This window comes from Burkholderia sp. PvR073 (assembly GCF_054055695.1).
Genome location: NZ_JBSRXO010000018.1, coordinates 75004 through 92037, shown reverse-complemented (window position 1 = coordinate 92037; position 17034 = coordinate 75004). Strand labels below are relative to the sequence as shown.

Annotated in this window: 18 protein-coding genes and 1 pseudogene; 14 read left to right on the top strand and 5 right to left on the bottom strand. The window is 65.3% G+C overall.

Translation table 11 applies throughout. The annotated features are described in order from the left end of the window. Positions 1–180: pseudogene (locus ACVK00_RS32405) on the top strand (dihydrolipoyl dehydrogenase); the annotation flags it as partial. A gap of 205 nt (positions 181–385) precedes the next feature. On the opposite strand, the gene ACVK00_RS32400 reads toward ACVK00_RS32405, so the two are convergent. Next, complete coding sequence (locus ACVK00_RS32400) at positions 386–952, bottom strand: phasin family protein (protein ID WP_006755449.1); 567 nt, start codon at positions 950–952, stop codon at positions 386–388. Positions 953–1610: 658 nt separating this feature from the next. Between ACVK00_RS32400 and pbpG the strand changes: the two genes are divergently transcribed. Continuing rightward, on the top strand, positions 1611–2765 hold the full coding sequence (gene pbpG / locus ACVK00_RS32395) for a D-alanyl-D-alanine endopeptidase (protein WP_228904846.1): 1155 nt from the start codon (positions 1611–1613) through the stop codon (positions 2763–2765). A gap of 102 nt (positions 2766–2867) precedes the next feature. On the opposite strand, the gene ACVK00_RS32390 is transcribed toward pbpG, so the two are convergent. Next, positions 2868–3677 carry an IclR family transcriptional regulator gene (locus tag ACVK00_RS32390; protein ID WP_006754125.1) on the bottom strand — a complete coding sequence of 270 codons (810 nt, stop codon included), beginning with the start codon at positions 3675–3677 and terminating at the stop codon, positions 2868–2870. Between the two features lie 183 nt (positions 3678–3860). Between ACVK00_RS32390 and ACVK00_RS32385 the strand changes: the two genes are divergently transcribed. From ACVK00_RS32385 to iscX, 12 genes are all read left to right on the top strand, one after another. Then, the gene (locus ACVK00_RS32385) at positions 3861–4583 is read left to right on the top strand and encodes a (Fe-S)-binding protein (protein WP_006754126.1); all 723 of its coding nucleotides are present in this window, start codon (positions 3861–3863) and stop codon (positions 4581–4583) included. Between the two features lie 34 nt (positions 4584–4617). Beyond that, positions 4618–6030, top strand: coding sequence for a lactate utilization protein B (locus ACVK00_RS32380; RefSeq protein ID WP_284898660.1), 1413 nt, complete (start codon positions 4618–4620; stop codon positions 6028–6030). A 127-nt stretch (positions 6031–6157) separates the two neighbouring features. Further along, positions 6158–6385, top strand: a complete 228-nt coding sequence (locus ACVK00_RS32375; RefSeq protein WP_166725150.1) for a hypothetical protein — start codon at positions 6158–6160, stop codon at positions 6383–6385. A gap of 101 nt (positions 6386–6486) precedes the next feature. Beyond that, entirely contained in the window at positions 6487–6969 is a 483-nt protein-coding gene (locus ACVK00_RS32370; protein ID WP_228904833.1) for a low molecular weight protein-tyrosine-phosphatase, read from the top strand. 117 nt (positions 6970–7086) lie between these two features. Then, on the top strand, positions 7087–7626 hold the full coding sequence (gene iscR, locus ACVK00_RS32365; RefSeq protein ID WP_006401955.1) for a Fe-S cluster assembly transcriptional regulator IscR: 540 nt from the start codon (positions 7087–7089) through the stop codon (positions 7624–7626). Positions 7627–7689: 63 nt separating this feature from the next. Then, positions 7690–8913 carry an IscS subfamily cysteine desulfurase gene (locus tag ACVK00_RS32360; protein ID WP_284898606.1) on the top strand — a complete coding sequence of 408 codons (1224 nt, stop codon included), beginning with the start codon at positions 7690–7692 and terminating at the stop codon, positions 8911–8913. A 68-nt stretch (positions 8914–8981) separates the two neighbouring features. Then, positions 8982–9389 carry a Fe-S cluster assembly scaffold IscU gene (gene iscU / locus ACVK00_RS32355; RefSeq protein WP_006754131.1) on the top strand — a complete coding sequence of 136 codons (408 nt, stop codon included), beginning with the start codon at positions 8982–8984 and terminating at the stop codon, positions 9387–9389. A 62-nt stretch (positions 9390–9451) separates the two neighbouring features. Next, on the top strand, positions 9452–9775 hold the full coding sequence (gene iscA, locus ACVK00_RS32350; RefSeq protein ID WP_014896627.1) for an iron-sulfur cluster assembly protein IscA: 324 nt from the start codon (positions 9452–9454) through the stop codon (positions 9773–9775). 94 nt (positions 9776–9869) lie between these two features. After that, positions 9870–10397, top strand: coding sequence for a Fe-S protein assembly co-chaperone HscB (hscB, locus tag ACVK00_RS32345; RefSeq protein WP_043174956.1), 528 nt, complete (start codon positions 9870–9872; stop codon positions 10395–10397). 54 nt (positions 10398–10451) lie between these two features. Further along, positions 10452–12320 carry a Fe-S protein assembly chaperone HscA gene (gene hscA, locus ACVK00_RS32340; RefSeq protein WP_284898591.1) on the top strand — a complete coding sequence of 623 codons (1869 nt, stop codon included), beginning with the start codon at positions 10452–10454 and terminating at the stop codon, positions 12318–12320. 88 nt (positions 12321–12408) lie between these two features. Next, a complete protein-coding gene (gene fdx / locus ACVK00_RS32335) occupies positions 12409–12750 on the top strand; it encodes an ISC system 2Fe-2S type ferredoxin (RefSeq protein WP_011657374.1) in 342 nt (113 codons plus the stop codon). Between the two features lie 76 nt (positions 12751–12826). Then, entirely contained in the window at positions 12827–13036 is a 210-nt protein-coding gene (iscX, locus tag ACVK00_RS32330) for a Fe-S cluster assembly protein IscX (RefSeq protein ID WP_006754136.1), read from the top strand. 132 nt (positions 13037–13168) lie between these two features. On the opposite strand, the gene ACVK00_RS32325 is transcribed toward iscX, so the two are convergent. From ACVK00_RS32325 to prfB, 3 genes are all read right to left on the bottom strand, one after another. After that, positions 13169–13924: a glycine zipper 2TM domain-containing protein gene (locus tag ACVK00_RS32325; protein WP_284898585.1), complete on the bottom strand. Its 756-nt coding sequence runs from the start codon at positions 13922–13924 to the stop codon at positions 13169–13171. Between the two features lie 347 nt (positions 13925–14271). Beyond that, a complete protein-coding gene (gene lysS / locus ACVK00_RS32320) occupies positions 14272–15798 on the bottom strand; it encodes a lysine--tRNA ligase (protein WP_011657372.1) in 1527 nt (508 codons plus the stop codon). Positions 15799–15873: 75 nt separating this feature from the next. After that, positions 15874–16978 (bottom strand): peptide chain release factor 2 gene (prfB, locus tag ACVK00_RS32315; RefSeq protein WP_284898582.1). Its coding sequence is split into 2 segments (ribosomal slippage): positions 15874–16896 and positions 16898–16978, totalling 1104 coding nucleotides; the frame shifts between segments, so codons are not numbered across the junction. Positions 16979–17034: the final 56 nt, after the last annotated feature.

Below are 17034 nucleotides of genomic sequence, written 5' to 3'. Positions count from 1 at the left end.
GTCGGCCTGAACGCGGGCGACCTGATCAGCGAAGTGTGTCTCGCCGTCGAGATGGGCGCGGACGCGGAAGACATCGGCAAGACGATCCATCCGCATCCGACGCTCGGTGAATCGGTCGGCATGGCCGCCGAGTTGTACGAAGGCGTGTGTACGGACCTGCCGCCGCAACGCAAGAAGTAACTCGACCGGCATGGCCGGCCTCGCGCCGGCCATGAAAAACGCCGCCGCCCGGACATCCGGACGGCGGCGTTTTCTTTTGCCCGAGGCCGACGGCAGCCCGCCGTCCGTGTCGCGTCGACGCATCGACGATGATCGGCCGCGCAGTATGTCGGCGCCGGAAAAGAAAAAGCCGCGCAGTGCGCGGCTTTTTCAGGAGCAGGGACGCTTACGCGGCCGGCTTGGTCGAACGGCGCGATGCAGCAGCGCTTGCAGCCTTCGTCGCGACAGCGGCAGCCGCGTTGAAGTTCGTTTCAGCGATCTCGACGGCTTGCTTGGCAGCCTTCTGGACCGTTTCGTACGTGGTGTTCGCTGCGTTCAGCGCCGACTTCAGTGCGGCGACAGCCGTTTCCGAACCGGCCGGGGCGTTCTTCGCGACGTTGTCGACGAGCGCCTGGACCTTCTTGTTCTGCTCTTCGAATTGCGCTTCTGCAACCTTCGCGAACTCGGCTTGCGTCGACGACGCGATTTCATACAGGTGACGGGTGTACGACAGCACCTTTTCCGCGACCGGCTGCGACAGGCTCGCTTGCAGCGCGATCAGCTCTTGCGCGTCCTTCACCGACAGCAGGCGTTGTGCGTTTTCCTGGCTTTCCGTCAGCGTCGACTTCACGACCTGCAGGTTGAGTTCGATCAGCTTTTCGACGCCTTCGAACGCCTTGGTCGTCAGACCGAACAGGCTTTCGAGGTTGGCTTTCTGGGCGGCGGCGATTTGCTCGGGGGTCAGCAAGGACATGTCAAGCTCCTGAAAAGCGATCGCGTCGATCGCAGGGATAAAGGGCACTACGCTGGGGAACCTCGGAGCTGCGCGCTTTGTGCATCGCAGCAATGAGTCGTATTTTAGGGCACAGAAAAGTCTTGTCAAGCATTTTTTGTGCGTTGCACAATCGCGACAAATTATCGATAAAACAATGAGTTATCGCGCGCGTCCGGAATCGGTTTCATGCGTGTTTTCCCACATGGTGCGCACCCGGCCGGGGCAGGCGCGCCGCACCATGATCATGCACAGGTAAACCTGACAGGCATGTGGAACGTTATGCTTCTGTTCCTGTCGAAAAGCGCGCCGTTTCAATGCGCGTGCCGTGGCGACGTGCCGCCGCCGCGGCCGAGACCGGTGCCGCAGGCACACCGAGCGCCGGATCCGTACTTTCCCCGCTTTAATTTCTCGTCAAAGTGACGTTATCTCAATTAACCGCGTGGTAATTCGGGAGGCGGGTACTGTCGGGCAGCGCATCTCATGAATTTTTTCGATGGGAGCGGGAGGGTCGATCGATGGATCGTCGGGCGACCCTTACATTCCGGTTTAACGACGATCGGTAAGTGCCTAATATTGCTCTTTTTTTAAGCTTTAACTACACTTGCGGAAACCTCCCGCCCGCTTTGTCCAGACCCCAATGAAAGCCGAATCGTTTTCACCACGCAGATTGTTGCAGAGCATGACGCTCGGCACGGCTGTGTCGGTCGCCGTCGCCTTGCTGGCGACCACCGCGTCCGTCACGCCGGTTGACGCCTTTGCCGCCACTGCGAAGACCCACCAGGCCACCAAGAAAGCCGCTTCCACTTCGTCCGCGAAGAAGTCGCTGAAGGCTGCCTCCGCAAAATCCGCCGACGTCGCGTCGGCCGATGCGCCGCGCGCGAAGGCATCGCGCAAGCGCGCGACGCTCACGGCGAACGTGCATGGCCACCGCGGCTCGGTGCGCAAGGTCGCGTTCCAGCCGCGTCGCCCGACGGTCGGCCAGGCGTTCGGCCTGCACGACACGCCGGACGCGCTCGCGTTGCGCTCGAGTGTCGCGTACGTCGTCGACCAGAACACCGGCGAGCCGCTGTTCGACAAGAATTCGCACGCCGTCGTGCCGATCGCGTCGATCTCGAAGCTGATGACGGCGATGGTCGTGCTCGACTCGAAGTCGCCGATGACCGACCAGATCGAAGTCACCGACGAAGATCGCGACTACGAAAAGGGCACGGGCTCGCGCCTGTCGGTCGGCTCGGTCCTGTCGCGCGAGGACATGCTGCACATCGCGCTGATGGCGTCGGAAAACCGCGCGGCCGCCGCGCTGTCGCGCTACTATCCGGGCGGCCGTCCGGCCTTCATCGCCGCGATGAACGCGAAGGCGAAGACGCTCGGCATGAACGACACGCACTTCGAGAATTCGACGGGCCTGTCGAGCTCGAACGTGTCGAGCGCGCGCGACCTCGTGAAGATGGTCAATGCGGCATACCAGTACCCGATGATTCGCCAGTTCTCGACCGATCGGACGTACGACGTCTATACGGGCAAGCGCAACCTGGTCTACAACAGCACGAACGCGCTGATCCGCGGCAACGGCTCGTGGGACATCGGCCTGCAGAAGACGGGCTTCATCAACGAGGCAGGCGAATGTCTCGTGATGCAGGCGACGATCCATGGCCGGCCGATGGTGATGGTGCTGCTGGATTCGTTCGGCAAGTATTCGCGCTTTGCCGACGCGGCGCGCCTGCGCAACTGGCTCGACGCCGGCGGTGGCGAGCGCCTGACGGCGGCCAACACGGCGAACGGCGGCACCTGATCGCGTCGCGGCGGTTTGCCGCCGCATCGGTCGCCGCAAAGAAAAAGCCCCGCAATCGCGGGGCTTTTTTTCGTTCGGCCGCCGTGCGGCGGGTGGCGCGGCTCATGCGTGCCGTTGCAGTCCTTCCGTATCCTTCGCGGGCGCGGGGCGGTAGCCGAGCGATTCCGAGATGGTCAGCGCGGTGCGGCTCAACTGGCCGAGCCACGCGTCCTGCAGGCGATCGGCCGGTGCCGACAGCGACAGGCCCGCGACGAGCTTGCCCGAGTCGTCGTAGATGCCGGCCGCGATACAGCGCACGCCCAGCTCGAGTTCCTCGTTGTCGCGCGCGCACGATTGCTGGCGCACGAGCGTCAGCTCGCGCTCGAGCTTCGCGATGTCGGTAATGCTGTTCTGCGTATGGCCGGACAGCCCGGTGCGCGTCGCATAGGCGCGCACGCGCGACGTTTCGTCGACCGCGAGGAACAGCTTGCCGACCGACGTCAGGTGCAGCGGCGCGCGGCCGCCGATCGCGCGGACGACCTGCATCCCCGAGCGTTCCGAATACGCGCGCTCGATATAGACGATCTCGTCGCCCTGGCGTACCGACAGGTTCACGGTCTGGCCCGTCAGGCGGTGCAGCTCGCGCATCGGCATCAGTGCCGCGTCACGTACCGACAGGCGCGCCTTCACGAGGTTGCCGAGCTCCAGCAGCCGCATGCCGAGCCGGTACGTGCCGGGATCGGAGCGGTCGACGAGGCGGCAGGTCACCATGTCGTTGAGGATACGGTGCGCGGTCGACGGATGCAGCTCCGTGCGCTGGGCAAGCTCCTTCAGGCTGACAGGGTCGCTGTGCGCGGCGAGCGCGTCCAGCAACCGCATCATGCGTTCGATCACTTGGATCGACGTTTTGGAATCCGGGGTGGGTTGGCTCATGTCAGGGGAGAATCGGTTGACGCGTCAAGCGGTTGTTGCGTCGATTGTATCTCGTATTGTGAAAAAAGCGAACGCCGTTCGAGGAAGTCCTCGTTTCCTGACATGCATGCTTGCGCATGCTCCGGCGTTGGTCTTGCCGGCCAAACGGCGGATAATGAGAGCCGTTTTCTCGAAGGAGCGCGTATGCGAGTCGGTTTGTTCGTGACCTGCCTGGTCGACCTGATGCGTCCGGAAATCGGCTTTTCCGCGCTGAAACTGATTCGCGACGCCGGCTACGAGGTGTTCGTGCCGCCCGCGCAAACCTGCTGCGGCCAGCCGGCCTACAACTCGGGCGACCGCGCGCTCGCGCGCGACCTCGCGGAAAAGACGCTGCGCGAGTTCGAGCAGTTCGATTACGTCGTCGCGCCATCGGGCTCGTGCGGCGGCATGATCCGCGCGCACTACGGCGACCTGTTCCGCGACGACCCCGAACTGATGGGGCGCTATGCGCGGTTCCAGCAGAAAGTCTACGAACTGACCGATTTCCTCGCGAACGTCGCGAAGGTCACGCTCGCGCCCGGCGAATTCGCGGGGCCCGTCACTTACCACGACTCGTGCTCGGGCCTGCGCGAACTCGGCGTGAAGGCGCAGCCGCGTGCGCTGCTCGCGCAGCGCGGCGTGGCCGTTACCGAGATGAAGGACTGCGAGCACTGCTGCGGCTTCGGCGGCACGTTCGCGGTCAAGTACGGCGACATTTCGGCAGCCATCGCGGACGAGAAATGCGCGAACGTGCGCGCGTCCGGCGCGGGCGCCGTCGTGTTGGGCGATCTCGGCTGCATGCTGAACATCGAAGGGCGGTTGCGCCGCACGGGCGACCGCGACACGCGCGTGCTGCACGTCGCGCAGGTGCTGGCGGGCGACGTCTGACGCCCGGTTCCGCTCACTTTTCCCCGATACCGCGATGCAAGTCCAATCGATGCATTTCAAGGCGCGTGCCGGCCAGAAGCTGGCCGACCAGCGCTTGCAGCAGAACCTGAAGAAGCTGTCGACGAAGTTCGTGTCCGCGCGCGCCGACGCGATGACCGCGATCGACTTCCAGGCGACGCGTGCCGCGCTGAAGGCGCGCCGCAACCGTGCGCTGGAGAACCTCGACGTGTGGCTCGAGGCGTTCGAGCGCGAGGCGTCGCGGCGCGGCACGACGGTGTTGTTCGCGGAAACGACCGAGGACGCCGCGCGGCTCGTCGCCGACATCGCGCGGCGCCACGACGTGAAGAAGGTCATCAAGACGAAGTCGATGGTGTCCGAGGAAATGCGCCTGAACGCGGTGCTCGCCGAGATGGGCGTGCAGTCGATCGAGACGGACCTCGGCGAATACATCCTGCAGATCAACGACAACGAGCCGCCGAGCCACATCATTGCGCCCGTGGTGCACAAGGACAAGGACGAGATCGCCGACCTGTTCGCGCGCACGCACCACCGCGAGCGGCTGACCGAGATTCCCGACATGACGCGCGAGGCGCGCGAGGTGCTGCGCCCGCATTTCCTGTCGGCCGACATGGGCGTGACGGGCGGCAACTTCGTGATCGCCGAGACGGGTTCGGTCGCGATCGTCACGAACGAAGGCAACGAAGGCATGTGCACGGTGATGCCGCGCGTGCATGTCGCGGTGACGGGCATCGAGAAGGTGCTGCCGACGCTCGAGGATCTCGCGACCGCGATGCGTCTGCTGCCGCGTTCGGCGACCGGGCAGAAGACGTCGAACTACTTCTCCCTGCTCACCGGGCCGCGCGGCCCGGCAGACGAGGACGGCCCGGAGCACAACTACGTGGTGCTCGTCGACGGCGGCCGCACGGGCCTGCTCGGCGGCGAATTCCAGGAGATGCTGCGCTGCATCCGCTGCGGCGCGTGCATGAACCATTGCCCGGTGTACCAGAAGGTCGGCGGGCACGCGTACGGATGGGTCTATCCGGGCCCGATGGGGTCGGTGCTGACGCCGAGCTACGTCGGGATCGACCGTGCGCTCGACCTGCCGCAGGCCGCGACGCTGTGCGGCGAATGCGACAGCGTCTGCCCGGTGGGGATCCCGCTGTCGCACCTGCTGCGCACGCTGCGCGAGAAACAGGTCGAGCGGCACCTGCGGCCGTGGCGCGAGCGCGCCGCACTCGCCGCGTGGGGCTTTTTCGCGCGCCGGCCGCTGCTTTACGCGCTGACGACCAAGCTCGCGGTGCGGGTCCTCGAGCGGCTCGGCGGCAGCGGCGGCATGCTGCGGCGCCTGCCGATGATGGGCGGCTGGATGGACACGCGCGACATGCCGACACCGACCGGCCGCACGTTCCGCGAACTGTACGCGGCATCGCAAAGCCACCTCGGCTGACGACTGTTCATCGGGTGACAACAGTGCGTTCGCTATTTATGTATTTATCTCGATAGATGCGGTCTATAGAATCTCGTCTGTAGTCCCCGGAATTGGGTTTCGGGGAATGAGGTCAAGGAGCCGCATCATGAAAAAGACAATATCGATGTACTGGCCGCTGGCAATCGTCGTCCCGCTCGCCGCGCTCGCCTATCTGCACGCGATGGCCGACGCGCCGTCGCGTGGTCCGCTCGCCGTGCATCAGGCATCGGCCGAACTGGCGCGCGCGGTGTCGTTCGGGCTCGTCGACGACGCGGCGCAACCGTTGCCGGCCGCCTCCGGTGACGTCGTGCTCGCCGCACCCAAGGCGCTGTAAGGCACGCCGCCGTCGCTTTGCGCGGCGGCGCGATTTCGGGCGCCTTTGTATAATGGCGCGTTCTTCTCCGACGCGGTTCGCCGCGGCTTTCCGACAGTGCGATGACCCGCGTTGCGATCTGTTTTGTCTGTCTCGGCAATATCTGCCGTTCGCCCACGGCGGAAGGCGTGATGCGCCACCAGGTGGACGCGGCCGGGCTGACCGAGCACATCGCGATCGATTCGGCCGGCACCGGCGACTGGCACGTCGGCGAACCGCCCGACACCCGCGCGCAGGCGGCGGCCCGTACCCGCGGCTACGACCTGTCGGCGCTGCGGGCGCGGCAGGTGAGCGCGGCGGATTTCGAGCGGTTCGACCTGCTGCTGGCGATGGACGAAGCCAATCTCGCGGAATTGCGCCGGCGCTGTCCGCCCGAGCATCGCGACAAGGTGCGCCTCCTGATGGAATTCGCATCAGGCGCGGCCGAAACCGAAGTGGCCGATCCTTATTTTGGCGGCGCGCAGGGCTTCGAACAGGTGCTCGATCAGGTCGAGCGCGCCTGCGCGGGCCTGCTGAACACCCTCCGGAGCCGTACCGGACACTGAGCGCGGCAAGGTATTCAGCGTGCTGCGAATACCCTGTCGCAGACATGGATACTTGACTAAATTCGTCAAATATTTATACTTGACCAAAATCGTCAAGATTGCAGTCCCCTAGACACCATGAGACTCACCACCAAAGGCCGTTTCGCCGTCACGGCGATGATTGACTTGGCACTGCGCCAGGAGCAGGGCCCGGTGACGCTTGCAGGCATCAGCCAGCGCCAGCGGATTTCGCTCTCGTATCTCGAACAGCTGTTCGGGAAACTGCGCAGGCATGAAATCGTCGAATCCGTGCGCGGCCCGGGCGGCGGCTACAACCTCGCGCGCCGCGCGCAGGACGTCACCGTCGCCGACATCATCATCGCGGTCGATGAACCGCTCGACGCCACGCAGTGCGGCGGCAAAGGCACGTGCGACGGCTCGAAGCAGCCCGACGGCCATTGCATGACGCACGAGCTGTGGTCGACCCTGAACCAGAAAATGGTCGAATACCTCGATTCGGTGTCGCTGCAGGATCTCGTCGATCAGCAGCGAGCACGCGAGGGCGCACCCGCGGTGCTGCGCGACCGGCGTGCGCCGGAGCCCGTCGCGGCGCCGGCCGAACCGGTGCGCACGATGCCGCTCGGCCCCAATTCGGTGTTCAACATCGCGAGTTCGTGAGCGCGAACGCGCCGCACACCCCATAACGCACATAGTCCCTGCACAGAATACCCGGAGCGACAGATGACCCAAGAGACTCTCCACCTGCCCATCTACATGGATTACAGCGCGACGACGCCGGTCGACCCGCGCGTGGTCGACAAGATGGTGCCGTACCTGCGCGAGCAGTTCGGCAACCCGGCATCGCGCAGCCACGCATACGGCTGGGATGCGGAGCGCGCGGTAGAGGAAGCGCGCGAGCAGGTGGCCGCGCTCGTGAACGCGGATCCGCGCGAGATCATCTGGACGTCCGGCGCAACGGAGTCGGACAACCTCGCGATCAAGGGTGCCGCGAACTTCTACAAGGGCAAGGGCAAGCACATCATCACGGTGAAGACCGAGCACAAGGCCGTGCTCGATACGTGCCGCGAGCTCGAGCGCGACGGTTTCGAAGTCACCTATCTCGACGTGAAGGAAGACGGCCTGATCGACCTCGACGTGTTCAAGGCCGCGCTGCGCCCGGACACGATCCTCGTGTCGGTGATGCACGTGAACAACGAGATCGGCGTGATCCAGGACATCGAGACGATCGGTGAAATCTGCCGCGAGAAGGGCATCGTGTTCCACGTCGACGCCGCACAGTCGACCGGCAAGGTCGAGATCGACCTCGCGAAGCTGAAGGTCGACCTGATGTCGTTCTCGGCGCACAAGACCTACGGCCCGAAGGGCATCGGCGCGCTGTACGTGCGCCGCAAGCCGCGCGTGCGCATCGAAGCGCAAATGCACGGCGGCGGTCATGAGCGCGGCATGCGTTCGGGCACGCTGGCGACGCACCAGATCGTCGGCATGGGCGAAGCGTTCCGCATCGCGCGCGAAGAAATGGCGACCGAGAACGAGCGCGTCCGCATGCTGCGCGACAAGCTGCTGCGCGGTCTGTCGCAGATCGAGGAAACGTACGTGAACGGCGACATGGAGCGCCGTGTCCCGCACAACCTGAACATCAGTTTCAACTTCGTCGAAGGCGAGTCGCTGATCATGGCGATCAAGGATGTCGCGGTGTCGTCGGGTTCCGCTTGCACGTCGGCGTCGCTGGAGCCTTCGTACGTGCTGCGTGCGCTCGGCCGCAACGACGAACTCGCCCACAGCTCGATCCGCTTCACGGTCGGCCGCTTCACGACGGAGCAGGATGTCGACTTCGTGATCGACCTGCTGAACAGCAAGATCTCGAAGCTGCGCGAACTGTCGCCGCTCTGGGAAATGCACCAGGAAGGCATCGATCTGTCGACGATCGAATGGGCTGCGCACTGAACATCGCATTGAGTACATTCGCGGGCGAATTTGCGCACGCAGACGTAACGAGTCAAGGAGTCTGAGTCATGTCATACAGCAACAAGGTTCTGGATCACTACGAAAACCCGCGTAACGTCGGTTCGTTCGCGAAGGACGACGACGCGGTCGGTACGGGCATGGTCGGCGCGCCGGCCTGCGGCGACGTGATGAAGCTGCAGATCCGCGTCGGCGCGGACGGCGTGATCGAAGACGCGAAGTTCAAGACGTACGGCTGCGGTTCGGCCATCGCGTCGAGCTCGCTCGTGACCGAATGGGTGAAGGGCAAGACGCTCGACGAGGCGCTGTCGATCAAGAACACGCAGATCGCCGAAGAACTTGCACTGCCGCCGGTGAAGATTCACTGCTCGATTCTCGCGGAAGACGCGATCAAGGCAGCCGTGGCCGACTACAAGAAGCGCCACGACACCACGGAAGGCGATCAGGCAGCGGCCTGAGCGGCATCGAGCGGCTTGTGAAGGATCGCGGCTGGCCCCAGGCGTGCCGCGGCAAGGACATCATGGCAATTACACTGACCGAAAAAGCAGCACAGCACGTCCAGAAATACCTCGTCCGTCGCGGCAAGGGTGTGGGCCTGCGGCTTGGCGTTCGCACGACCGGGTGCTCGGGGCTCGCGTACAAGCTCGAGTATGTCGACGAGCTGGCTCCCGAGGATCAGGTATTCGAGAGCCATGGCGTGAAGGTCATCGTCGACCCGAAGAGCCTCGCGTACATCGACGGCACCGAACTCGACTTCGCGCGCGAAGGCCTGAACGAAGGGTTCAAGTTCAACAACCCGAACGTGAAGGACGAGTGCGGCTGCGGCGAATCGTTCCGCGTCTGACGCGGTCTTCCGCGCAATGCGGGCAAGAGGCGGCACGGGCCGCCTTTTTAATGTGCGGCGTTTGCCGCGCGACGAACCGGAATTGAACGCGACGATGGTTTCGCTGAAAGACAGCCACTTCGATCTGTTTCATCTGCCGGCGCAATTCGCTCTCGACGAGGCGGCGCTCGACAGCGCGTATCGCACGGTGCAGACGCAGGTGCACCCGGATCGCTTCGCGGCGGCCGGCGATGCGCAAAAACGCATCGCGATGCAATGGGCGACGCGTGCGAACGAGGCCTACCGCACGTTGCGCGATCCGCTGAAGCGTGCGACCTATCTGCTGTTGCTGCGCGGCGTCGACATCGGTGCTGAAAACAACACCGCGATGGAGCCCGCGTTCCTGATGCAGCAGATGGAGTGGCGCGAAGGCATCGAGGATGCCGCGGCCGCCCGCAACGTCGACGCGCTCGATGCGCTGCTCGCCGAACTGCGTGATGAGAAGCGCGTGCGCCTCGAGCGCCTCGGCACGCTGCTCGACAGCGCGGCCGACCAGGCCGCCGCCGAGGCCGTACGCCAGCTGATGTTCATCGAACGCGTCGCGTCGGAAGTGGGCGCGCAGATCGAGCGCCTCGAAACTTAACCGCGTGCCTCGCGGCACGCGCAGCAAACGGGCCGAGCGCCCGAACGAACCAAGATGGCATTACTGCAAATTTCCGAACCGGGCATGGCGCCGGCGCCGCACCAGCGGCGACTCGCTGTCGGGATCGATCTCGGCACGACGAACTCGCTCGTCGCGGCCGTGCGCAACAGCGTGCCCGAAGTGCTGCCGGACGACGCGGGCCGCGCGCTGCTGCCGTCGGTGGTCCGTTATCTGGAGAAGGGCGGCCGCCGCATCGGCCACGAAGCGAAGGAGCAGGCCGCGACCGATCCGCGCAACACGATCGTGTCGGTCAAGCGCTTCATGGGCCGCGGCAAGGCCGAGGTCGAAGGCGCGGCGAACGCACCTTACGAATTCGTCGATGCGCCGGGCATGGTGCAGATCCGCACGATCGACGGCGTGAAGAGCCCGGTCGAGGTGTCGGCCGAGATTCTCGCGACGCTGCGTTACCGCGCGGAAGACACGCTCGGCGACGAGCTGGTCGGCGCGGTGATCACGGTGCCCGCGTATTTCGACGAGGCGCAGCGCCAGGCGACGAAGGACGCCGCGCGTCTCGCGGGCCTCAACGTGCTGCGGCTGCTGAACGAGCCGACCGCGGCCGCGATCGCCTACGGTCTCGACAACGCGGCCGAAGGCCTCTACGCGGTGTACGACCTCGGCGGCGGCACGTTCGACCTGTCGATCCTGAAGCTGACGAAGGGCGTGTTCGAAGTGCTGGCCGCGGGCGGCGATTCCGCGCTCGGCGGCGATGATTTCGATCACGTGCTGTTCGGTCACGTGCTCGCACAGGCCGGCATCGACGTGAAGGCGCTTGCGCCCGAGGACGTGCGCCTGCTGCTCGATCGCGTGCGCGTGCTGAAGGAAGCGCTGTCGTCCGCGCCGCAGGCGTCGCTCGACGTGACGCTGTCGAGCGGTGCGCAGCTCGTGCAGACGATCTCGCACGACACGTTCGCGTCGCTCGTCGAGCCGCTCGTGCAGCGTACGCTGACGCCGACCCGCAAGGCATTGCGCGACGCGCAGGTGACGCCGGCCGACATCAAGGGTGTCGTGCTGGTCGGCGGCGCGACGCGCATGCCGGTGATCCGCGATGCGGTCGCGAAGTATTTCGGCCAGCCGCCGCTCGTCAATCTCGATCCGGACCAGGTCGTCGCGCTCGGCGCGGCGATCCAGGCCGACCTGCTCGCCGGCAATCGCGGCAGCGGCGACGACTGGCTGCTGCTCGACGTGATTCCGCTGTCGCTCGGTGTCGAGACGATGGGCGGTCTCGTCGAGAAGATCGTTCCGCGCAATTCGACGATTCCGATCGCGCGTGCGCAGGAGTTCACGACCTTCAAGGACGGTCAGACCGCGATGGCGATCCACGTCGTGCAGGGCGAGCGCGAGCTCGTCGCCGACTGCCGGTCGCTCGCACGCTTCGAGCTGCGCGGCATCCCGCCGATGACGGCCGGTGCGGCGCGCATCCGCGTGACCTACCAGGTCGATGCGGACGGGCTGCTGTCGGTGTTCGCACGCGAGCAGCATTCGGGCGTCGAGGCATCGGTCGTCGTGAAGCCGTCGTACGGCCTCGCCGACGACGACATCGCGAAGATGCTCGAGGACAGCTTCAAGACCGCCGAGATCGACATGCGTGCACGCGCGCTGCGCGAAGCTCAGGTCGAGGCCCAGCGGATGATCGAGGCGACGCAGGCGGCGCTGGCGGCCGACGGCGAATTGCTCGATGACGCCGAACGCACGCAGGTCGACGCGCTCGTCGCGGCGCTGCGCACGATTGCTCAGGGCGACGACGCGGACGCGATCGAAACCGCGACCAAGGCATTGGCCGACGGCACCGACGAATTCGCGGCGCGCCGGATGGACAAGAGCATCAAGCGCGCACTGTCGGGCCGACGGCTCGACGAGATCTGAACGAACGACCTGCACGTGGGCCGGCGACGGTCCGCGCGATATTGAACCGTGCGGCGCCAGCCGCCGCACCCTGACTGACGGAACGGACATGCCTCAACTGGTAGTGCTGCCTCACGTCGAACTGTGTCCGGACGGCGCAGTGATCGACGCGACGCCTGGCAAGAGTATTTGCGACAACCTGCTCGACCACGGAATCGAAATCGAGCATGCATGCGAGAAGTCGTGCGCATGCACGACCTGCCACGTGGTGATCCGAGAGGGCTTCAACGATCTCGAGCCGTCGGAAGAGGACGAAGACGACCTGCTCGACAAGGCGTGGGGCCTCGAGCCGACGTCGCGCCTGTCGTGCCAGGCGATCGTGCAGGAAGATTCGGACCTGGTGGTCGAGATCCCGAAGTACTCGATCAACCACGCGAAGGAAAATCACTGACGGTTCGGCGGGGCGGGCGGTGCGCATCATGTGCGTTCCGCCTAGCGAACTCGCTACGTACACGGGAGAGCAGGCCATGAAATGGACCGATTCGCGCGAAATCGCCATCGCGCTGGCAGACAAGCATCCGGACGTCGATCCGCAGCGGATCAATTTCGTCGACCTGCGCCAATGGGTCATCGAGCTCGATGGCTTCTCCGACGATCCCAGCCACTCGGGCGAGAAGATCCTCGAAGCGATCCAGGCTCACTGGATCGACGAATCCGACTTCGACGACGAAGACTGAGGTTCGCGCCCGGCGCCCGGCACTCGCTCGGCGCCGCTCCCCCAAAAAGAAAAGGCTCGTGACGCTGTCACGAGCCTTTTTCATTTCCGGCGCGGCACACCGGCCGCCCGGCGATTCGTCATGCGTTGCGTGTTACGCGCCGACCAGCGTGCCGTTCTCGATCCGCACGCGCTGACCCTGGCCGAACGGCGGCGGGCTGTGGTACGTGAACGTACGCGTCGCGCCGCTTTCCATCTGGACCTGCACCTGGTAGTCGGTTTCCGCGCGCACCTGCTTCTCGACCTGGTTGCCGGCAAGACCGCCGCCGAGCGCGCCGATGATGGTCATCGCGGTGCGGCCGTTGCCGTGACCGAACTGGTTGCCGAGCAGGCCGCCGGCCGCTGCGCCGCCGACCGCGCCGATCCCCGAGCTCTGGCCCGGCGTGCGCGATTGCGTGATCGAGACGATCGTGCCGCAGCTCTGGCAATAGGCCGGCTGAGCGGGCGCGGACTGCTGTTGCGCATATTGCGGCGGTTGCGGTGCCGGCGTATGGCGGTGGTGCGTGGCTGCCGGGCGCGGCGCGGGCTTCGGTTCGGCTTGTGCCGCCGCCGCCTTCTCGGCCGCCGCCTTTTGCTCGGCCTTTTGCTGCGCGGCCTGTTCGGCTGCCTGCTGCTGCGCTTGCGCGGCCAGCGCGGCACTGGCTGCCGCGGCCGTATCGACGGCCGGCTGCGACGCGATCAGCGCGGCCTGGGTCTGACCGTTCTGCGCGTTGTTGCTGCTGGCCTTCGGGAAGATGCCGGTGATCGCGGCGGTGGCGGCGAGGCTGGCGACGATGATGGCGCCTGCCGCGGTCGCGATGAGCGGGTGGAGGCGTTGTTTTTGCGGCGTGGTCTGATTCTGGTTGTCCATGTTTTTCTCCGGTGTCGATCCGGCTCCGCACGTTGGCGCTGGCCGGATCCCACGCTTCGGGAGCGAGCAGACTTGGCGTTCCGGCGCCGCGTTCTGGTCCCGTGGTCATGCGTGGTGACGCAACAGGAGTGTCGTCTACCGGCGAGCGGCGCACCGTATCAAGGTGTAACGAATTGCAGCGCGGTGCCGGCGGGCGTAACCGGGAAAACCCGGAGAAGGCCGTCGCGACGAGGGGATAAAACGGGGGAGGATCGAAAACCGGCGGACGCCGGCAGGCGGGATTTACGCGTGGTTACAAACCGCACGCGTGCGCGCCGCGGGGCGCGGCGCACACGCTGGCACGAGCGTCAGTCTTCGCGGCGCAGGTGCGGGAACAGCAGCACGTCGCGGATCGTCGGGCTGTCGGTCAGCAGCATCACGAGACGGTCGATGCCGATCCCGCAGCCGCCCGTCGGCGGCATCCCGTGTTCGAGCGCGCGGATGTAGTCGGCGTCGAAGAACATCGCTTCCTCGTCGCCGGCATCCTTCTGCTCGACCTGCTTCTTGAAGCGCGCGGCCTGGTCTTCCGGATCGTTCAGCTCCGAGAAGCCGTTCGCGATCTCGCGGCCCGTCATGAACAGCTCGAAACGCTCGGTGATGCCCGGCGTCGTATCCGACGCGCGTGCGAGCGGCGACACTTCGACCGGGTAGTCGATGATGTAGGTCGGCTCCCACAGCTGCGATTCGGCGGTTTCCTCGAACAGCGCGAGCTGCAGTGCGCCGATGCCGGCGTTCAGGAAGGCCGGTTGCGACACGTCGACGCCGAAGCGCTTCAGTTCGGTACGCAGGAACGCGTCGTCGGACAGCTGGCCGTCGGTGTACTGCGGCGCGTACTTCTGGATCGCCTGCGTGATCGTCAGGCGGTGGAACGGCTTTGCGAGGTCGAGTTCGCGGCCCTGGTACTGGATCGTCGCGGTGCCGAGCGCATCGATCGCCGCCTGGCGGATCAGTTGCTCGGTGAAGTCCATCAGCCAGCGGTAATCGGTGTACGCGGCGTAGAACTCCATCATCGTGAATTCCGGGTTGTGGCGCGGCGACACGCCTTCATTCCGGAAATTGCGGTTGATCTCGAACACGCGCTCGAAGCCGCCGACGATCAGGCGCTTGAGATACAGCTCCGGCGCGATGCGCAGGAACATCTGCATGTCGAGCGCGTTGTGATGCGTGACGAACGGCTTGGCCGCGGCGCCGCCCGGGATCGGGTGCAGCATCGGCGTTTCGACTTCCATGAAGTCGGCGTTGTCCATGAACTTGCGGATCGACGCGATGGTCCGGGTACGCGCGCGGAACGTGTCGCGCGTTTCCGGCGTGACGATCAGGTCGACGTAGCGCTGGCGATAGCGCATCTCCTGGTCGGCGAGGCCGTGGAACTTGTCCGGCAGCGGGCGCAGCGCCTTCGACAGCAGGCGCAGTTCCTTGCACTGGACCGACAGCTCGCCCTTGTTGGTGCGGAACAGCACGCCGCGGGCGGCGACGATGTCGCCGAGGTCCCACTTCTTGAATGCGTCGTAGGTTTCCGCACCGACATCGTTCGGCGTCACGAAGAACTGGATCTGGCCCGAACCGTCCTGCACCGTCGCGAAGCTCGCCTTGCCCATCACGCGCTTGAGCATCATGCGGCCGGCGACCGACACCTCGACCGGGTTCGCTTCGAGCGCGGCCTTGTCCGAGTCGGCGAAGGTTGCCTGGAGATCGGCGGCGTGATGCGTCGGCCGGAAATCGTTCGGATAGGCGACGCCTTGCTCGCGCAATGCGCGCAGCTTCTCGCGGCGCTCGGCGATGATCTGGTTTTCGTCCGCCGCGACGGCGGGCTGCGTTTGGGTCGGTTCGGTCATGATGGTCGGAATTCGGAATGGGTGCGGCAACGCAACGGGAAGGGCGGCGCGACCGGAGAGGCCGCGCCGCGGCGCTTACACGCCCTGTTTGAGGCTCGCGCTGATGAAGTCGTCGAGATCACCGTCGAGCACGGCTCGCGTGTTGCTCATTTCGACGTTCGTGCGCAGGTCCTTCACGCGGCTCTGGTCGAGCACGTACGAACGGATCTGGTGGCCCCAGCCCACATCGGTCTTGCTCGATTCGAGCTTGTCCTGTTCGGCCTGGCGCTTGCGCATCTCGGCTTCGTACAGGCGCGACTTCAGCATCGCCATCGCTTCGGCGCGGTTGCGGTGCTGCGAGCGATCGTTCTGGCACTGCACGACAATGCCGGTCGGCATGTGCGTGATCCGCACGGCCGAATCGGTCTTGTTGATGTGCTGGCCGCCCGCGCCCGACGCGCGGTATGTGTCGATGCGCAGGTCGGCCGGATTGACCTCGACTTCGATCGAGTCGTCGATTTCCGGATACACGAACACCGACGAGAACGACGTGTGGCGGCCGCCGGACGAGTCGAACGGCGACTTGCGCACGAGGCGGTGGATGCCCGTTTCGGTGCGCAGGAAGCCGTATGCGTATTCGCCCGTGACCTTGACCGTCGCGTTCTTGATGCCGGCGACGTCGCCGTCCGACTCTTCGAGCACTTCGGCCTTGAAGCCCTTGCGCTCGCAGTAGCGCAGGTATTGGCGCAGCAGCATCGACGCCCAGTCGCACGCCTCGGTGCCGCCGGCGCCGGCCTGGATGTCGATGAAGCAGTTGTTCGGGTCGGCCGGGTTCGAGAACATCCGGCGGAATTCGATGTCGCCGACGCGCGCTTCGAGCTTCTTCGCGTCGTCTTCGGATGCGACGAGGGTGTCTTCGTCGCCTTCCTCGCGTGCGAGCTCGAACAGGTCGAGCGCATCGCGCAGGTCGCTATCGAGCGCGGTGAGCGTCATGACGACACCTTCGAGCAGCTTCTTCTCGCGGCCGAGTGCCTGAGCGTTCTTCGAATCGTTCCAGACGTTCGGGTCTTCGAGTTCCTTGTTGACTTCGGTCAGACGCGCAGATTTGGCGTCGTAGTCAAAGATACCCCCGAAGCTCGCCCGCGCGGGTGCGCAGGTCGAGCAGGGAGCTTTCGATCGCGTTGAGACGTTCCGCTTCCATGATCGTTCGCTGTTCTTGCTTCGTAAAAAAGCGGAATTATAGCCGATCGGCGGGGT

Excerpts from the sequence above, each read along its gene's own strand:
- ACVK00_RS32400 (WP_006755449.1), bottom strand. The coding sequence starts at position 952 with ATGTCCTTGCTGACCCCCGAGCAAATCGCCGCCGCCCAGAAAGCCAAC.
- pbpG (WP_228904846.1), top strand. The coding sequence starts at position 1,611 with ATGAAAGCCGAATCGTTTTCACCACGCAGATTGTTGCAGAGCATGACG.
- ACVK00_RS32390 (WP_006754125.1), bottom strand. The coding sequence starts at position 3,677 with ATGAGCCAACCCACCCCGGATTCCAAAACGTCGATCCAAGTGATCGAA.
- ACVK00_RS32385 (WP_006754126.1), top strand. The coding sequence starts at position 3,861 with ATGCGAGTCGGTTTGTTCGTGACCTGCCTGGTCGACCTGATGCGTCCG.
- ACVK00_RS32380 (WP_284898660.1), top strand. The coding sequence starts at position 4,618 with ATGCAAGTCCAATCGATGCATTTCAAGGCGCGTGCCGGCCAGAAGCTG.
- ACVK00_RS32375 (WP_166725150.1), top strand. The coding sequence starts at position 6,158 with ATGAAAAAGACAATATCGATGTACTGGCCGCTGGCAATCGTCGTCCCG.
- ACVK00_RS32370 (WP_228904833.1), top strand. The coding sequence starts at position 6,487 with ATGACCCGCGTTGCGATCTGTTTTGTCTGTCTCGGCAATATCTGCCGT.
- iscR (WP_006401955.1), top strand. The coding sequence starts at position 7,087 with ATGAGACTCACCACCAAAGGCCGTTTCGCCGTCACGGCGATGATTGAC.
- ACVK00_RS32360 (WP_284898606.1), top strand. The coding sequence starts at position 7,690 with ATGACCCAAGAGACTCTCCACCTGCCCATCTACATGGATTACAGCGCG.
- iscU (WP_006754131.1), top strand. The coding sequence starts at position 8,982 with ATGTCATACAGCAACAAGGTTCTGGATCACTACGAAAACCCGCGTAAC.
- iscA (WP_014896627.1), top strand. The coding sequence starts at position 9,452 with ATGGCAATTACACTGACCGAAAAAGCAGCACAGCACGTCCAGAAATAC.
- hscB (WP_043174956.1), top strand. The coding sequence starts at position 9,870 with ATGGTTTCGCTGAAAGACAGCCACTTCGATCTGTTTCATCTGCCGGCG.
- hscA (WP_284898591.1), top strand. The coding sequence starts at position 10,452 with ATGGCATTACTGCAAATTTCCGAACCGGGCATGGCGCCGGCGCCGCAC.
- fdx (WP_011657374.1), top strand. The coding sequence starts at position 12,409 with ATGCCTCAACTGGTAGTGCTGCCTCACGTCGAACTGTGTCCGGACGGC.
- iscX (WP_006754136.1), top strand. The coding sequence starts at position 12,827 with ATGAAATGGACCGATTCGCGCGAAATCGCCATCGCGCTGGCAGACAAG.
- ACVK00_RS32325 (WP_284898585.1), bottom strand. The coding sequence starts at position 13,924 with ATGGACAACCAGAATCAGACCACGCCGCAAAAACAACGCCTCCACCCG.
- lysS (WP_011657372.1), bottom strand. The coding sequence starts at position 15,798 with ATGACCGAACCGACCCAAACGCAGCCCGCCGTCGCGGCGGACGAAAAC.